General features: G+C 68.8%; 14 protein-coding genes. 9 read left to right on the top strand and 5 right to left on the bottom strand.

Features of this window, described 5'->3' with window-relative positions; translation table 11 throughout:
- The first annotated feature begins 56 nt into the window (after window positions 1-56).
- The 7 genes from D7W79_RS24120 to D7W79_RS24095 all read left to right on the top strand — a co-directional run bounded on the left by D7W79_RS24120 (window position 57) and on the right by D7W79_RS24095 (window position 8,324).
- The gene (locus D7W79_RS24120; protein ID WP_120527745.1) at window positions 57-770 is read left to right on the top strand and encodes a hypothetical protein; all 714 of its coding nucleotides are present in this window, start codon (window positions 57-59) and stop codon (window positions 768-770) included.
- Between the two features lie 112 nt (window positions 771-882).
- Entirely contained in the window at window positions 883-1,968 is a 1,086-nt protein-coding gene (gene recA / locus D7W79_RS24115; protein ID WP_120527744.1) for a recombinase RecA, read from the top strand.
- A gap of 171 nt (window positions 1,969-2,139) precedes the next feature.
- The gene (locus D7W79_RS24110) at window positions 2,140-4,362 is read left to right on the top strand and encodes an alkaline phosphatase D family protein (protein ID WP_120527743.1); all 2,223 of its coding nucleotides are present in this window, start codon (window positions 2,140-2,142) and stop codon (window positions 4,360-4,362) included.
- A 124-nt stretch (window positions 4,363-4,486) separates the two neighbouring features.
- Window positions 4,487-6,790 carry a Tex family protein gene (locus D7W79_RS24105; RefSeq protein ID WP_120527742.1) on the top strand — a complete coding sequence of 768 codons (2,304 nt, stop codon included), beginning with the start codon at window positions 4,487-4,489 and terminating at the stop codon, window positions 6,788-6,790.
- 8 nt (window positions 6,791-6,798) lie between these two features.
- On the top strand, window positions 6,799-7,128 hold the full coding sequence (locus D7W79_RS43285) for a hypothetical protein (protein WP_147442029.1): 330 nt from the start codon (window positions 6,799-6,801) through the stop codon (window positions 7,126-7,128).
- A gap of 86 nt (window positions 7,129-7,214) precedes the next feature.
- Window positions 7,215-7,697, top strand: a complete 483-nt coding sequence (locus tag D7W79_RS24100; RefSeq protein WP_120527741.1) for a DUF7919 family protein — start codon at window positions 7,215-7,217, stop codon at window positions 7,695-7,697.
- Window positions 7,698-7,922: 225 nt separating this feature from the next.
- Window positions 7,923-8,324 (top strand): Imm10 family immunity protein, encoded by a 402-nt coding sequence (locus D7W79_RS24095; protein ID WP_120527740.1) that lies wholly within the window; start codon window positions 7,923-7,925, stop codon window positions 8,322-8,324.
- Window positions 8,325-8,583: 259 nt separating this feature from the next.
- On the opposite strand, the gene D7W79_RS24090 is transcribed toward D7W79_RS24095, so the two are convergent.
- From D7W79_RS24090 to D7W79_RS24075, 4 genes are read right to left on the bottom strand one after another with little or no spacing between them, the layout of a single operon-like run.
- Window positions 8,584-9,045 (bottom strand): DUF6714 family protein, encoded by a 462-nt coding sequence (locus D7W79_RS24090; RefSeq protein WP_147442028.1) that lies wholly within the window; start codon window positions 9,043-9,045, stop codon window positions 8,584-8,586.
- A complete protein-coding gene (locus D7W79_RS24085; RefSeq protein WP_120527738.1) occupies window positions 9,042-9,416 on the bottom strand; it encodes a hypothetical protein in 375 nt (124 codons plus the stop codon). Before D7W79_RS24085 ends, D7W79_RS24090 begins: the two co-directional genes overlap by 4 nt.
- 15 nt (window positions 9,417-9,431) lie before the next feature.
- Window positions 9,432-10,544, bottom strand: coding sequence for a hypothetical protein (locus D7W79_RS24080; protein ID WP_120527737.1), 1,113 nt, complete (start codon window positions 10,542-10,544; stop codon window positions 9,432-9,434).
- Window positions 10,541-12,391, bottom strand: a complete 1,851-nt coding sequence (locus tag D7W79_RS24075) for an HSP90 family protein (RefSeq protein ID WP_120527736.1) — start codon at window positions 12,389-12,391, stop codon at window positions 10,541-10,543. The genes D7W79_RS24080 and D7W79_RS24075 overlap by 4 nt, the downstream gene beginning before the upstream one ends.
- A gap of 209 nt (window positions 12,392-12,600) precedes the next feature.
- On the opposite strand from D7W79_RS24075, the gene D7W79_RS24070 reads away from it, so the two are divergent.
- Both D7W79_RS24070 and D7W79_RS24065 read left to right on the top strand, forming a co-directional pair.
- Window positions 12,601-13,464: a metal-dependent hydrolase gene (locus D7W79_RS24070; protein WP_120527735.1), complete on the top strand. Its 864-nt coding sequence runs from the start codon at window positions 12,601-12,603 to the stop codon at window positions 13,462-13,464.
- Between the two features lie 233 nt (window positions 13,465-13,697).
- Window positions 13,698-15,056 (top strand): TerB family tellurite resistance protein, encoded by a 1,359-nt coding sequence (locus D7W79_RS24065; protein WP_276375409.1) that lies wholly within the window; start codon window positions 13,698-13,700, stop codon window positions 15,054-15,056.
- Between the two features lie 25 nt (window positions 15,057-15,081).
- Here D7W79_RS24065 and D7W79_RS24060 read toward each other — a convergent pair whose 3' ends face one another.
- The gene (locus D7W79_RS24060; RefSeq protein WP_120527734.1) at window positions 15,082-16,455 is read right to left on the bottom strand and encodes a spondin domain-containing protein; all 1,374 of its coding nucleotides are present in this window, start codon (window positions 16,453-16,455) and stop codon (window positions 15,082-15,084) included.
- Window positions 16,456-16,579: the final 124 nt, after the last annotated feature.

Below are 16,579 nucleotides of genomic sequence, written 5' to 3'. Positions count from 1 at the left end.
TGTCCGATGCTTTCCGCCCACGTTCGCGCACACCCGCCCCCCACCCTGGAGGGGAGGTGGAGTCCCCGTCGGACCTGGCGGCCTGGGAGGCTGCGTCGGAGCCTCTGGCGCAGGGCGGTACGCCCACCCCGCCCACGGACTCGCCGCTGCCCATGTACCTGCTGGCGCAGCAGGCCCGGCGCGCGGAGGGCGACGAGCAGAAGCGGCTGGCCTGGAACCTCAACCAGCTCCTGGAGGAGCTGGGGGCGCAGGGCGGGGGCCGGACGGAGGCGGACGCCTTCCACCGGCTCCTGGAGGGGGGCAACCTGGACGGGCTGGTGGACTCGGACGGGCGCTCCTGCCGCGCCACGGCGGTGGAGTCGCTCCTGGCGCTGGGCTTCCCCTACGCGCTGGAGGTGCGCCCGGAGGACCTGGAGCACCTGAAGAACGCCCCCGTCCCGGGCACGCGGCTGGCGCCGCCCCCGGGGGGCCCCTTCCCGGCGCTCGCGGTGGGGCTGGGCGCGCTGGCCCTCCAGGTGGTGCTGGGGCTCACCGGCGCCGTCGTGCCTGGCGGGCTGCTCATCCTGCAGGGGCTTTTGACCCTGCTGGCCCTGACCCTGCTGACGGTTGCCTCCGTGGGCTCTCCCCTGTATCGCGGAGCCCTGGCGCTGCTGACCGTGGTGTCCGGGGTCGGGTTGGGGATGGTGCTGGTGCCGGACGTTCCGGCGGGTTGGGCCGCTGGATTGGGCGGGCTGGTGGCTGCCTTCCTGGCTGCCCTGCGCAAGAGCTGACCGCCAGGACCCGAAACGGATGTCAGAGGGGTGGACTAGGGTCTACCCATCGCGTACTAAAAGCGCGTTCAGGTGGACCGGGGTGGTCCACTCTTCCAAGGAGCGACGAGAAATGGCCGTGAATCAGGAGAAGGAAAAGGCGATCGAGCTGGCACTGGCGGCGGTGGAGCGTCAGTTCGGCAAGGGTTCCATCATGCGGCTCGGCAACGACGAGCCCATGATGAAGGACGTCCAGGCCATTTCGACGGGGTCCACTTCGCTCGACATCGCGCTGGGCGTGGGCGGCGTGCCGCGCGGGCGCATCATCGAGATCTTCGGGCCGGAGTCCTCCGGTAAGACGACGCTGTGCCTCCACATCGTCGCGGAGGCGCAGAAGAAGGGCGGCGTGTGCGGCTACATCGACGCCGAGCACGCGATGGACGTGGGCTACGCGCGCAAGCTGGGCGTGCGCACCGACGACCTGCTCCTGTCCCAGCCGGACACCGGTGAGCAGGGCCTCGAAATCGCGGAGATGCTCGTGCGCTCCGGCGCCATCGACGTGCTGGTGGTGGACTCGGTGGCCGCGCTCGTGCCGAAGGCGGAACTCGAGGGTGAGATGGGTGACGCGCACATGGGCGTGCAGGCGCGCCTCATGAGCCAGGCCCTGCGCAAGCTCACGGGCACCATCTCCAAGAGCCAGACGTGCGTCATCTTCATCAACCAGATCCGCATGAAGATTGGCGTGATGTTCGGCAACCCGGAGACCACCACGGGCGGCAACGCGCTGAAGTTCTACGCGTCGCAGCGCATGGACATCCGCCGCGTGGGCGCCATCAAGAACGGCGAGAACGTGGTGGGCAGCCGCACCCGCGTGAAGGTCGTGAAGAACAAGGTGGCGCCGCCGTTCAAGGAAGTCGAGTTCGACATCATGTACGGCGCGGGCATCTCGAAGGAGGGCGACCTCATCGACCTCGCCTCCAACGAGAACATCATCGAGAAGAGCGGCAGCTGGTTCTCCTTCAAGGGGGAGCGCATCGGCCAGGGCCGGGAGAACGCGAAGGAGTACCTGCGCGAGCACCCGGAGACCTACAAGGAGGTCGAGAGCCTGGTGCTGGAGAAGTACGGCATCGGCAAGCCCGCGGCCGCGGCGGCTCCGGCGGCGGAAGCCAGCGAGCCCGCGGAAGGCGAGAAGCGTCCGCGCGTGAAGGCCGTGAAGTAGTCACGCACGGATCGTGAGCATGGGCCCGCCGCGCACCTCCGGGGGGAGCGGCGCGGCGGGTGAAGCACAGTGAGGGGGCCGGTCTCCAGCGATGGGGCCGGCCCCTTTTTCTTCACCGTGAGAGGGATTGGAAAACGTGACGCGTGCCGTCATCACCGGGGTGTCGCCGGGATGTTTCGTGTGGAGGGAGGAGCGCCTCTAGACTGCGCGGCCTGGAAGCTCCTTCACCCCCGCTTCCCGCTGGAGTCCATCGCCTTGTTCAACCCCTTCAAACGCCGCACGTTCCTGCAAGCCGTGGTTGCTGTCGCGGCGACGACGACCTTTGGATGCTCCGACGACGACGCGACGGAGACGTCGGATGGCTCGCCCTACTTCCCGCAGTCACTGGCGTCGGGCGACCCGCGTCCGGACAGCGTGGTGTTGTGGGTGCGCGTGGAGGACACGGCCCGCGCCGGGGACGACCTGCCCCTGCGGCTGGAGGTCTCCACGACGGAAGACTTCAAGGTGCTGGTGCTGGACAAGAAGGACCTGACGGCGCGCGCGGAGAACGACCACGCGGTGAAGGTGAAGGTCACGGGGCTGTCCGCGCGCACGACGTACTACTACCGCTTCAGCTACGAGAAGGACGGCCAGCGCAACACCACGCGCGTGGGGCGCACGCGCACCGCGCCGGCGGCGGGGGATGACGTGCCGGTGAAGTTCGTCTTCGCCAGCTGCCAGGACTTCATTGGCCGCTACTACAACGCCTGGCAGCGGCTGCTGCAGCTGGACGCGGACCTGGACTTCGTCGTGTTCCTGGGCGACTACGTCTACGAGACCACGGGCGACACGTCCTTCCAGTCCGACGGCGGCGGCCGGGCCGTGCGCTTCAGCGCGCCGGAAGAGGCGCTCCCGCAGGGCTCGGGCGTCACCGCGTTCCTCGCGGCGAACTCGCTGTCCAACTACCGCGACCTCTACAAGAACGTCCGCACCGACAGGCAGCTGCAGGCGGTGCACGAGCGCTACCCGTTCATCATCGTCTGGGACGACCACGAGTTCTCCGACGACTGCTGGCAGGACGTGGCCACGTACGAGGACGGCAAGCGGGACGAGGGGCAGCGGTCCCGCAAGCTCAACGCGGAGCAGGCCTTCCTGGAGTACATCCCGCTGGACACGGTGCAGTCGGGCGAGGGCGCCATCGACGTGGCCGCGGAGCCGCGCTTCCCCAACTCGCGCATCTACCGTGACTTCGAGTACGGCCGGCACCTGAAGCTGCTGGTGACGGACTACCGCAGCTACCGGCCGGACCACCTCATCCCGGAGGACGCCTATCCGGGCGGCGTGGTGCTGGACCAGACGCTGCTGGGCGCGGCGCTCAAGGACCAGCCGGACGCGGTGAAGGCGACGTTCCAGACGGACACGTTCGCGTACGTGAACATCGACGACGCGGCGTACGCGGCCCAGAAGCAGGTGCTCCAGGGCGTGTACGTGAACCAGGCGAAGGCCGCGGGCCTCACGGCCGCGGAGGCCGGGGAGAAGGCCGCCAAGTGGGTGACGGGCCCGGTGGCGCTCTACTACGTGAACCAGGTGCTGGCGGCGGTGAACAAGGGGCTGGTGATTCCGCCCGGGGACAAGCCCCGGGGCCTGGCGTACGCGCACATGGGCAAGGCGGCGCTCTTCAACATCCAGGGCTCGCGCTACGTGGTGGTGAAGGACACCTTCGACCTGTTCGCGGCGGTGAAGTACCAGCTGACCGCGGGCAAGAGCGAGGACGTGTTCGGCAAGGACCAGGAGGCGTGGTTCCAGCAGACCCTCACCACGGCGCAGAACACCTGGAAGATGGTGGTGAGCTCCACGTCGCTGTCGGCGCTCATCTGGGACTTCCGGCAGCAGGCGGACATCAGCGACCCGACGCTGCGCCAGCGCTTCTACTTCAGCGTGGACCAGTGGGACGGCTTCCCCACGAAGAAGAAGGTGATGCTCAACACGCTCAAGGCGCAGGGCGTGAAGAACGCGCTGTTCATCTCCGGAGACATCCACGCGTCGTTCGCGTCGGTGGAGGAGGGCGTGCCCACGCTGACGGCGCCGGGCATCACCTCCGGCTCCATCAAGAGCCTGGCCAGCCTGGCGCTGATTGGCGCGGGCTACGCCACGGGCGCGCCGGTGTACCAGCACGCCGTCACGGAGATGGAGCAGACGCTCATGAGGTCCAACCCGGGCCTGCGCTTCGCGGACGCGGACTCGCACGGCTTCGTGATGATGGAGGTGAAGGCGGATGAGACGCTCGCCACCTTCCACCTCATCCCCGCCGCGGAAGTGGCCAAGGACTACTCCAAGCGCGAGGACAGCGAGCTGGAGGCGAAGTTCACCACGCACACCTTCCGCGTGAAGAACAGCGACATCCAGCCGGCCTGAGCCGGATGGCCGTGACGTGAAATGAAGGGCCGCGTGGGTGCTCCCGCGCGGCCCTTTCGCATGGGCCACAGGGGAGCGGCGCGTCTCTGGGAGGCGCGCGCGGACCGGGGTATAGACGGGCGCCATGCACGTCTATGCCGCCGCGTTGGCCCAGGAGCTGGGCATCAAGCCGGAGCAGGTGGACCGGACCCTCGCGCTTCATGAAGAGGGAGGCACCGTCCCCTTCATCGCTCGCTACCGCAAGGAGGCCACGGGGGGCCTGGATGAGGTCCAGATTCAAGCCATCCTGGACCGGGCCACGGAGCGCGCGGAGCTGGACGGGCGGCGCGACACCATCCTGCGCAGCATCGAGGAGCAGGGGAAGCTGACGCCGGAGCTGAAGAAGGCGCTGGATGCGGCGCGCACGCGCGCGGAGCTGGAGGACCTGTACCTGCCGTACAAGCCCAAGCGCCGCACGCGCGCGGCCATCGCCCGGGAGAAGGGGCTGGAGCCGCTGGCGGATCTGGTGTGGAAGCAGGAGGGCCAGCGCGGGGAGAACCTGGACGCGCGCGTGAAGCCCTATGTGAACGCGGACAAGGGCGTGGCGGACGTGGCCCAGGCGCTGGCGGGCGCGCGCGACATCTGCGCGGAGCGGGTGGCGGAGGACGCGAAGCTGCGCCGCGAGGCCCGCGACCTGTGCACGAAGCGGGGCACGCTGCGCTCGGACGTGGTGCCCGCGAAGAAGGGCGAGACGACCAAGTTCGAGAACTACTACGGCCACGAGGAGCCGCTGTCGCAGGCCCCGTCCCACCGCGTGCTGGCGCTGTTGCGCGGCGAGGAGGAGGGCGTGCTGAAGGTGAAGCTGGGCCTGCCGGACGACGAAGTGAAGGGGCTCTTCACCGGGCGCGTGGTGACGCGGCCGCAGTCCTTGTTCGCGGGAGAGCTGCGCGCGGCGGTGGAGGACGGGTGGGACCGGCTGATGGGGCCGTCGCTGGAGTCGGAACTGCGCGCGGAGCTGAAGGAGCGCGCGGACAAGGGCGCCATCGGGGTGTTTGGGGAGAACCTGCGGCACCTGTTGTTGACGGCGCCGGCGGGGGCTCGGGCGGTGCTGGCGTTGGACCCGGGGCTGCGCACGGGCATCAAGCTGGTGATGCTGGACGCGACGGGGACGGTGGTGGAGACGACGACGCTCTACTCGGAGCGGAGCGCGGACGAGCGGGCGCGCGCGGCGAAGCTGCTGGAGGCGGTGGTGCGCAAGCACAAGCCGGAGCTGATCGCCGTGGGCAACGGCACGGGCAGCCGCGAGGCGGAGATCTTCACGCGGGACACGCTGAAGGCGATGGGCGTGCAGGTCCCCGTGGTGTCGGTGAGCGAGCAGGGCGCGTCCATCTATTCGGCGTCGGAGGTGGCGCGCGAGGAGTTCCCGGAGCTGGACGTGTCGCTGCGCGGGGCGGTGTCCATTGGGCGGCGCTTGCAGGACCCGCTGGCGGAGCTGGTGAAGATCGACCCGAAGAGCATCGGGGTGGGGCAGTACCAGCACGACGTGGACCAGGGCCTCTTGAAGAAGAAGCTGGGCGAGGTGGTGGACTCGTGCGTGAACGCGGTGGGCGTGGACGTGAACACGGCGTCACCGCAGCTCCTGGAGCACGTGTCCGGCGTGGGGCCGTCGCTGGCGAAGAAGCTGGTGACGCACCGGGCGGCGAAGGGGCGCTTCACGACGCGGCGGGAGCTGTTGAAGGTGAGTGGCCTGGGGCCGAAGACGTTCGAGCAGGCGGCGGGCTTCCTGCGGGTGAGAGGGCCGGAGCCGCTGGATTCGAGCGCGGTGCACCCGGAGCGCTACACGGTGGTGGAGCGCATGGCGAAGGACCTGGGCGTGGACGTGGCGTCGCTGGTGGGGAACGCGGCGCTGGTGCGCAAGATTGAAGCGAAGCGCTACCTGGGGCCGGAGCTGGGAGAGCTGACGCTGAAGGACATCCTGGCGGAGCTGGAGAAGCCGAGCCGGGACCCGCGCGGTGACTTCACGGCGCACGCGACGCGCGATGATTTGCGGTCGCTGGAGGACGTGAAGGAGGGGATGGTGTTGCAGGGCGTGGTGACGAACGTGACGGCGTTTGGAGCGTTCGTGGACGTGGGCGTGCATCAGGACGGCCTGGTGCACGTGTCGCAGTTGGCGGCGCGCTTCATCAAGGACCCGTCGGAGGTGGCCAAGGTGGGCGACCGCCTGACGGTGAAGGTCCTGTCCGTGGACCTGGCGCGAAAGCGTCTGGCGTTGTCGGTGAGGGCGGTGCTGGAGGGTGGGGCGCCGCAGCCGTCGGGACGGCCCGCGCCGGCGAAGCCCGCCAGCGCACCGGTGCAGCAGCAGCGTCCCGCGCAGAAGCCCACGACGCAGGCGCCTCCGCAGAAGAAGCCGGAGCCGTTCAACAATCCGTTCTCGAAGCTGAAGCGCTGAGAGCCCAATTGGGTCTGAATGCCCTGGAGAGAACGCTGCGTTCGTGGGCCGAACGGCTCGCATCTGGCAACTCGCTGCGAATCGACAACATCCGGCTAGCGGGAGTCGAACGCCTGACGATTTCGCGCGAGGTCCAAGGGGTGATGCGCTACCTACGCATCACTCCAGTTGAAGCTCCGCGCGACGCTTGGGAGTTCGAGGTGTTGCTTGGAGAGTTCGGCAACACCGACCCGTCACTCGATCTCGATGGCCGGCGTGGAGGTGAGCAGCAATACGTCGAGGATCTGGCTCAGCGCTGGCTCGTCGAGCGCTGCTCATGGAATGAACTCGGCTCGTAGTTCTCGAATTCCGTGACGCAGGCTCCGCCGCAGAAGAAGCCGGAGCCGTTCAATAATCCGTTCTCGAAGCTGAAGCGCTGACGCAAATGGCCCACATTCAAGACCTGACTCCTTGCAGCTACATGCGCCAGTGGGAGCAGTCGTCGCTCGCGGTGGGCTGGCTCGAAAGGGGGAACGCGTATCCCCGGGGCACCGTGGACGAGACGTTCTTCAGGGCGCTGCTCCGCCTGTGTGCGAATCCCTGGCAGCCTCCGGTGGTGTCCGCGGGCGTCCACCTGTGCTCGTTTTGCCAGTTCGCGGGGAGGCTCGTGGGCAGTTCTTACGGCGGTGCGTCGGGGGCCATCGGGACGGCGAACGTCTTCATCCCCGGGGAGACGAAGGTCTTCGTCACTCCTGGGATGATCGTCCACTACATCGATGCGCACGAGTACGTGCCGCCCAGGGAGTTCCAGGACGCGGTCCTCAAATGCCCTGAGATGCGCTCCATGTCCTATTTCAAGGCCCTCAAGGCCCTTGGACTTCCACTCAGCGGGTACTGGCCCACGGCAGGTGAAGATGAATCGCAATGAAGCACGTGAGTTGGTGGACGACTATGTGAGCAGGATGAATGCTCGAGTTGGGGTGGATGAAGCGCGATTGAGAACACCGTAGGCTCATGCGCACGAGGTCCGCCGCTGGCCCATATCTGCCTTGTCCGTCTTGCAAGGGGCGATGAACAAGGCGGCAGCGGAGTCTGGAGCGACGACCCATTTTCCTCTGGGAACAGAAGAGTTGGACCGCAGGAGGAGAGTGATATGCGGGAATTCCATGCAGCTGCGGTTGGTGCCGACGAGATGCAGGACATCAACACGTATGCAGTTGTTCTCGCAGAGCGGCACGACGGAACTGGCATGCGCCTTGAGATCCAGAAAGCCCTCTCGTTCGACGACCAAGATCGAGCAAGCGGGATGGACACCTACTGCCTGTGTACTGAGAGTGGGGCTTGTCACTATGGTGGGGTGACAGGGTGGAGCGTCGGTGAAAACTCAATCGAAGTCGTGCTCGACGATCAGGCATCGAGTGCGCTTGGAGTCGACGGTGGATTCCATGTGGAGGTTTCAGGGCAGTACCTGCCGACTCTCCGGGAGGCCCTTCCGCGGCTGCTAGGGACTCCGGCTCTTGCCGGCAGCCCGGGGAGGCGAGATGGCGGAGAGTGAGGAGGACAAATGGACTCGCGACCTGTCCGGAGTTCTTTTCGAGCTCTCGAAGAGGCCTGTCGCCCCCAGGGGGATATTGAGTGGTTGCTTGACCGGTGTGAAGACACCCTTGAATACAAGGGGCAGCTGCGCGACGCGTCTGTCGCGGATCTCGTCAGGGACGTTCGGGCCTTCGATGCCGAGTTCCCTGGCTTGCTTCCTCGGGAGCTACTGGATGGGCCTGGTAGCTAGCTGTGAGTGTCAGCTCGAGGGGCGTCACTCAATTCGCCCAATACGTCTCCAACGCGTAGGACCAGGACTGCTTGGAGATCGGCGACGTTGATGTATCCCTCATGTGGATGAGGAACATCCGGATGGCGCTCCTTTGGGACGGGCTCAGTCGGCCAAACATGCGAAGGAAGAAGGCGCGTAGGTCTGGCTGGGTCTCGTCGGGGATGCTGAGTGAAGACAAGAGAAAGCCGCGTACCTCAGGATCAATGAGCGCCGCGCTGAGATAGGCCGGAAGGTAGTAGGCAAGAGCCTCCGGACTGAACAGTGAGAGGTGCGCCGCATGGTCGCGCACCTTCTCTATCGGGACGTCCTTCCAGTGGCGCCCCCCAAAATCCCGAACAAGTTCGGGTGTCTCCCATGCACCGCGTGCATAGGCGACGCGCTTCTTCGCGGGGCGAGGGACATCCGAGAAGGCATGCTCAATGCTTTGCCGGAGAGAGTCCTCTCTCATTTGCATTGCTCATTGGGACTGCAGCGGACACGAATCAACTTCGTGCACTCAGCCTGGCCCCGTTCATAGGTGGCGAGGGCATTCTTGTGCGCCAGGTCCCCGCCACGAAAGCAGCGGCTCATCAAGGTCCTGCGTGCCTCGATGCATCGCTCAAAACGATTCCATCGAATCGTCAAATCCGTGCAGGACATCGTTTCGTCACAGTTCATGCTCTGCGTCTTGCATGCTGTGCCAACCGCTTTGCTCAAATCACGCCAGACGTCTTTGGTGCAGTCGCCCGGAGGAGGTAGTTCTGCTTCTTCGGCCCGGCCGTGCGGCGCGACAAGGAGGAGCAAGGTGACGGCGGCAGGCATCCAGCTTGAGCCCTTCATGCGGATGCACTCCTTTCAATCCAACGGAAACAGCCGCGCCTCCGTGGCCAGCACTTCATTCCGCGCCAGCAGCCCCGTGAACCGCTTCGTCCCATTGCGCGCGTCGAACCGCGCCGCGATGTCCCGCGCCTGGGAATCCAGCCAGTCCTTCAGCGCTCCCGTCCCATAGCCCCCGTCCACCGCGTGCAGCGGGAACGCGCGGGGCAATCGCAGACTCACTTCGTCCCGGCCGTCCGACACCACCTGGCCCAGCAGGAACGACGCCGCCGTGTAGAAGCTGAAGCGGTCCCGGTGGCTGGCGTGCTCCAGCGCCCAGCCCAGGTGCTTCTCCAGCAGCGTCAGCCCTCGCGACAGGTTGCCCGTCAGCGCCAGGAACTCCAGGTGCTCTCCCACCGTGGAGAGGAACTCGCGGTTCTTCGCCACCATCGCGTAGCCGCGCACGTGGCAGTCCCGCGCCTCCTTCATCCGCTCCAGCTTGAAGAACGGATACAGCAGCGTGCCCAGCGTCAGGTGCGGGATCTCCGCGCAGGACTGGCGCCCGTCCAGGATGGGCTTCGCCTTCTGGATGGCCTGCTCCCACTCGCCCTTGTCCACGTGGTGGTCCAGTTCGTCGTCCAGCTCGCAGACGCGGCAGTCCGTCAGGTGATCCCTGGGCGCGACCAGCCACTCCTCCCACAGGCGCTCCGCCTCCGCCGTGTCCCCCATGTCCCGGGCCATCTGGTAGCGCAGCTTCAACGCCGCCCGCCTGCCCGCGTCCAGCTTCGCGAAGCCCTGCTCCACGTCATCCAGCGCGTCGGCGATCTGCTTGCGGCTGATGTGCGGGAACTCGTCCAGCCGCCCCACCACCCACTTCTGCTTCCAGAGAATGTCCTCCGGATCGAACCGCTGCGGGTCCTTCTTCTGCTGACCCCGGCACCACGCGAACGCCACCAGCGCCTTGTCCGGATAGCCCCCGAACGTCGCCGCGTCGATGAGCGAGTCCCGCAACTCGTACCCCAGCGGCACGTCGCCGTGCACGTCCACCAGCCGCACCGCCTCCTCCAGCGCGCGCACCTTCGCGTCGCCCTCCGGCAACTCGCCCGCCTGCGCGCGCAAGGCCTCCACCTGCTGGCGCCAGTCCGCCATCAGTGCATCCCCCGCGAACCCGGGCCCGACGAACCACCCCCGCCGCCTTCATCCAGCCTCGCCGAGATGAGCCCCAGCAGCCCGTGGTTGAGCAGCGCCATCTCCTGAGCGTTCAGCGGGTGTTGTCCCAATAGCAGCGCCTGCACGTAGAGCATCTCCACCGACAGCTTCAGCAGCTCCCGCCCTTCCACCGCCGCCAGCCTCCGCACCACCGGGTTGTGCAGGTTGAGGCAGAGCAGCGCCCGCTCCTGGCCGCCCGTGCCCGCCATCACCCCGTCCAGCACGCCCGCGTACAGATCGTCCGACTCCTCCCGCGCCCGCTCCGCGTCCCGCCGGAACGCCCCTTCCGCGTCCGAGCTGTAGAGCGTGGGCACCTCCGCCGGGAAGAACTTCTTCACCTCCACCGCGCAGCGGAACGGCGCCAGCACGCCTTCCGCCAGACGCAGCAGCGGGTAGACGGCCTCGCGCTCGTCCAGCGTCAGCTCCTCGAAGCTCTGGGGCAGGTCCGCCGACGAGAACGGCGCCACCTGCGCCTCCGGCACCACGTGCGGCAGCTTCTCCAGGAGCGCCGTGTCGTGCGTGTACGCCGCGTTCAGCACGCACAGCCCCTGCGCCGCCGCCACCCGCGCCACCTGCCGGAACGCGTCCAGCGTCGGCGTGTAGCGCACCACCGGCCAAGACCGCCGGTAGTCCGCCAGCGTCATCACCCCGAGCGACGTCTCGAAGGTCAGCCAGTGGATGACCAGCCGGTAGAAGTCGTCGTCATCCAGCGCCAGCCCCTTCACCGACAGCCCATGCAGCGCGATGAGCCGCTGCAGCGCCCGGGGCTCCTCGTGCGCCAGGTCCATCAGGTACTGGCGCAGGGACTGCCCCAGGGCCTCGCGCGCCTTCGCCAGCACCGTGTCCTCGTAGAAGGACTCGCGGCTCGCGGTGGGCCTCAGCCCGTTCGCGTTCACCACGCACTTCACGAAGAACGCCCACTCCGGCAGCAGGTTCTCCGCGCTCTCCGACAAGAGCATCTGCTTCAGGTACACGCGGTGCTTCTGCTTCGCATTGAAGTGCGGCGACGCCGGCAACACATACGCCACGCCGTCCACGTCCCCCGCCTCCGAGCGCAGCGGAATCACATCCAGGAAGTCCGTGCCGAACACCTCGCGCCCGTACGCGAGCAGCGCCTGCCGCCGGTCCCCTGGCGTTTCGTAGGCGCGGCGCCAGGGCGGCCCGTCCGGGTTGAGCGTCTCCGTCTTCCCCTCCGCCGTGAGCCGGACGGGGAAGGGCAGGAGGCCCCCGTAGTGCTTCGCCAGCTGGCGCACGCGCTCCGGGGTGAACCACTCCACCATGTCCGGCCGGGCCACCAGGTAGACGTGCGTGCCGGGGGCGTCCAGCGGGTGCTCGGAGACGCGCACGTCGTAGGTGCCGTCGTGCCGGCCCCGCCACTCCAGCGTCCGCCCGTCCCCTTTCGCCGAGCGCGTCACCACCAGCAGCTCGTCACACACCATGAAGCACGACAGCAGGCCGATGCCGAACTGGCCGATGAAGTCGTTGCGGCGCGCCTCCAGCTGCTCACGCTTGGAGGACTCGCCAATCGTGGCCAGGAAGCGGTGGATCTCCTCCTCCGTCAGCCCCACGCCCTCGTCGGTGAAGAGCAGCGTGGGCGGCCCGCCGTCCTGCTTCTCCCGCAGCTCCAGCCCGACGGCGCCCGTTGCCTGGGGCTCCAACTGCTGGCGGGCGCGGATGGCGTCCGTGGCGTTCTGGAGCAGCTCCCGCACGTAGACCCCGGGCGAGCTGTACAGGTGGTGGGACAGGAGGTCGATGACCCCACGGAGGCTGACTTGGAATCGATGGTCCACGTGACCATCGAGCGTAGCGCGCTGCTTCCTCCCCGGGGCCACAATCCCCCGCCGTGGGTGGATGAAGGCATGTGTCTTCCCGTGGCAGCCGGACACGCCAGCCCCCTTCCGCCTCCCTGGCAGGGTGGTATGTCGCGCCCCGGCCGTGCGGCGCCCCCGGGCGGCACGGTGACATGTCGTCTCTTTCCTTCCTCCTGGAGCGGACAACGATGGGCAACAACCTCAAGGCAGTGGTGGTGGGCGCGGTGCTGGGCGTCTCGGGTGCGGCCTTCGCGCAGGCCACGCCGACGACGCCGGCGGCCCCCAAGGCGGCGGCCAAGGCGGCGGACAAGGCCCCTGGTGCCGGCAAGCCGGCCGCCACGACGGGCAAGACGGAGGTGACGTGGTGGGGCCACGCCGCCTTCGTGGTGAAGACGCCGGGCGGCGCGACCATCGCCATCGACCCGTGGCTCACCAACCCCAAGGCGCCGCAGGGCGCGACCTGGCCGGAGGCGGTGGACGCCATCCTCGTGTCCCACGGCCACTTCGACCACGTGGGCGAGACGAAGGCCCTGGCCCAGAAGACCAACGCCAAGGTGTACGGCTCCTTCGAGCTGGTGTCGCTGCTGGGCCTGCCGGAGGCGCAGGGGATGGGCGCCAACGTGGGCGGGACGTTCACGGTGAAGGACGCCACCATCCACCTGGTGGAGGCGGTGCACTCCAGCAGCTACCAGGCGGACCCGAAGGCCGCGTCCCAGTACGCCGGCGCGCCCATGGGCTTCGTCATCGAAATCGCCAACGGCCCCACGCTGTACCACGCCGGTGACACCGGGGCCTTCAGCTCCATGGCCCTCATCGCGGAGCAGTTCAAGCCCACCGTGGCCATGCTCCCCATTGGCGGCCACTTCACCATGGACCCCGCGCAGGCCGCCGTCGCCGCGAAGCTGCTGAAGGTGAAGTCCGTGGTGCCCATGCACTACGGCACCTTCCCCGCCCTGGCCGGCACCCCGGAGGCGTTCACCGCGGAGCTGAAGAAGACCCGGTCCACCACCAAGGTCGTCTCCCTGGAGCCGGGCAAGGCCACCGCGCTGTAGGGCCGTCCCGGTAGGGTGTCTCCTCCGCGCTCGTCCGCCCCGGGTGGACGGGCGCGCTGTTTTTTCCGCCAGTCATCAGCATCCGTTGCAGGACGCCGCTGCTGGCCCGAGGCCGGGTGGCATCCTGGAGGCGACTGGGTTATTCCCCGCCTCGTGCGCTTCCGGCGGGAACCGGCCGCGCGCGTTCGAGGGGTGTACCGGTGGCGGTGCTGGTTTTTGGAAGGGGGACCTGGTTGGCCACGCTCCTGGCGGACGTGGTCGCCGCGCATGCCCAGGCCACCACGCCCGTCCCGTCGCCCCCGCTCCAGGAAGCCTCCTCCGGCCGCGCCCGGGGCCGCGCCTTCCTGCGCCGCACGCTGCGGGCCTCGGGGCTCGTCTACGGCACGCCCGTGCCGCTGCCCTCGCCGGTGGATGGCGGTGAGCCCGCGGACCTCCCGGCGCGCGCCGTGGAGGACGAGCTGTTCCACGCCGTGGTGCGCACGCTGGCGCGCATGGCGCTAGACCTGGCGCGAGTGATGGACGCGCCGGAAGGCCCCCGGGTGGAGCAGCTGCTGGTGCTCTTCGCGGTGCTGGCGGGCGAGCTGGACCTGGCCATGGCGCTGGACGCGCGGCTCCAGGCGGGGCTGCCGGTGCCCCGGCGGATGGTGGGCCGGGTGGAGGACGCGCTCGACAAGCGGGCGCCGTCGCTGGCGGGCGACCCCGTGTATGGCCTGGTGCTGCACAACGGCGCGCAGTACGCGGACGCGCAGCTGTTCTGCCGGCAGGCCATTGATTTGTTCGCCAGCGGGCGGCTGTCGCGCGGCGGGGCGGAGCGGCGGCGGGACTTCGCGGCGCGGCAGAAGGCGCTGCTGGTGGACGTGCTCACCGCGCTCGCGTGCGTGGACCGCGAACCCAGCCAGCCCGCGCGCCGCGCCATCCTCCGGCAGGTGGAGGGCCTCAAGCTGCCGCACGCGCTGGAGGGCGAGGTGAAGGCCGCGGTGCGCCAGTCCTTCGAGCGCAAGCGCGACGTGCGGGACGTGGTGCGCCGCGTGCGCAGCGTGGACATGCGCCACCTGCTGCTGGAGCAGACGCTGCTGGCGGCGCTGGTGGACGGCCGTCGCACGCGGCGGGAGCGGGCCTTCATCGACACGCTGGCGGGCGCGCTGCACGTGCCCCAGGCGGAGCTGCGGCGTCTGGAATTGGAGATGGCGGAGTTCTACGCGCGGCACCGCTCGCTGGTGGATGTCTTCACCGTGTCGGACGCGGCGGGCGCCATGGGCGAGGAGCTCATGGGCGGCATGCAGGAGACGCTGGAGAAGAACTTCCACCGGCTCATGCAGGAGGCGCGCGAGACGGGCGACCTGGCGGTGCTGCTCACCAAGGCGGCGCGGCGCCAGAAGCTCACCGCCGACGAGCGCCAGCGCATGCGCGCCCAGCTCATCGACGTGGCGAAGGCCATCCCCGCGCTGGCCATCTTCGCCGCGCCGGGGGGCATCCTGCTCCTGGCGGCGCTGGCGAAGGTGCTGCCCTTCAGCCTGCTGCCCAGCGCCTTCCAGGACGGGCCCGCGGTGGACTCCGACGACGAGGACACCCTGGAGCGCGAAGCGGTGTGAACTCCGCTCCCCGCGTCCGCCGTGCCTACTCCGCTTCGGTGAGGGTGACGCGCAGGTGCTGGGACAGCGGCGTGGCGTAGCGCGACGCGGGCACCCGGCGCACGGTCTTGTCCGTGTCCAGGGTCCACTCGGGGGCGCCCTGGTGCGGGCCCACGGCGGGCTCCTCGTCCAGCTCCGTGCCCACGTCCCACAGGTACACCTTGGACGTGAGGTCGCCGGTCACCGGCATGTTGGCCTTGTCGAACAGCGCGATGCCCTGCTCGTCGGTGCCGAAGACCCAGTCGTTGGACTGGCCGAACATCGTGGCGAAGGACAGCCGCTCCGAGGGGCGTGCGGTCACGGTGAATTCATAGGCGTGGCCCGGCAGCAGGGGACCGGGCGCGGACGCATCCATCGGCGTGTTGAAGGTGCCCGACGCGCTCACGCCCATGGGCGGAGTCGTGGAGAGGGCGCTGGCCAGGCGCGAGACATCCCCCATCTCCGCGAGGGACTCCAAGCCCTGCCCCCGGTCCTGCGCCCCTTCCGTGAACAGCGGCGCGGCGGCGTTGTGCACGGCGAAGACGCCCGGGGACAGGGGCGTGGCCACGCCGTTCAGCGGCGTGAGCCAGGCGTGCAGCGCGGTGGCGTCGCCGCCCTCCGCGATGGCCTCCAGGCCCTGGCCCCGGTCCGGCTGGCCCTCGGTGAAGAGGGGCTCGCTGCCCGCCGTCACGGTCCACACTCCCGGGGAGATGCGCACGGGCTTGATGCCCTCGGAGGTGTTGAGGGTGACGCGGTCGTCGGAGACGTTCTCGATGCGCACGGTGAAGCGGTGCGTGGCCGCGTCGTGGGCCAGCTGCACGCGGATCATCGACGCGAGCTCCGGCATGGCGAACGTCTGGCCGCTGCTGAGCACGGGCCGCGTGCCCACGCGCCGCACCTGGGGGTTGAAGTCCTTGATGCCCGGGCCGTCCGTGGAGCTGCCCTGCTTCGGGCCGGTGTGCGCGCCCACGGCGGGCTCCTCGTCCACCTCCGTGCCCGCGTCCCAGAGGAGCACGCGCGAGGTGATGTTCCCGGTCAGCGGCTGTCCGTCGGCGGAGTAGAGCGGGATGCCTTGCGGCTCGGTGCCGAAGAACCAGTCATTGGACTGGCCGAACATGGTGGCGAAGGAGAGCCGGTGGTTGAGGCCCGCGGTGAAGCTGAACTCGTAGGTGTCGCCCGGGGCCAGCGGGCCCGGTGACGTGCCGCTCACCTTCGTGTCGAAGCGGCCGGACTTGAGCTGCTGGAACGGCGCCACGTTCTCGATGCGCACGCGGAAGCGCCGGGAGGACGGGTCGGCGTCGTCGCCGGAGCCGCAAGCGGACAGCGTGAGCAGACCGAGCGCGGCGCAGGCGGCGCTTCCACGGAAGGAGCGGAGGGACATGGTGGGAGTCTCCATGGGCCTCGCGGAATTGCGAAGCCCGACAGCGTTGCTCCCACTACGCAGGGGGGATGGCAGCGGTTACACCCGGTGCGGCCTCCAGTCCGGGGGGAGGCATGGATGGGAT

It is taken from the genome of Corallococcus exercitus (assembly GCF_003611585.1).
GTDB lineage: Bacteria > Myxococcota > Myxococcia > Myxococcales > Myxococcaceae > Corallococcus > Corallococcus exercitus.
This window is presented reverse-complemented; position numbering and strand designations above follow the sequence as displayed.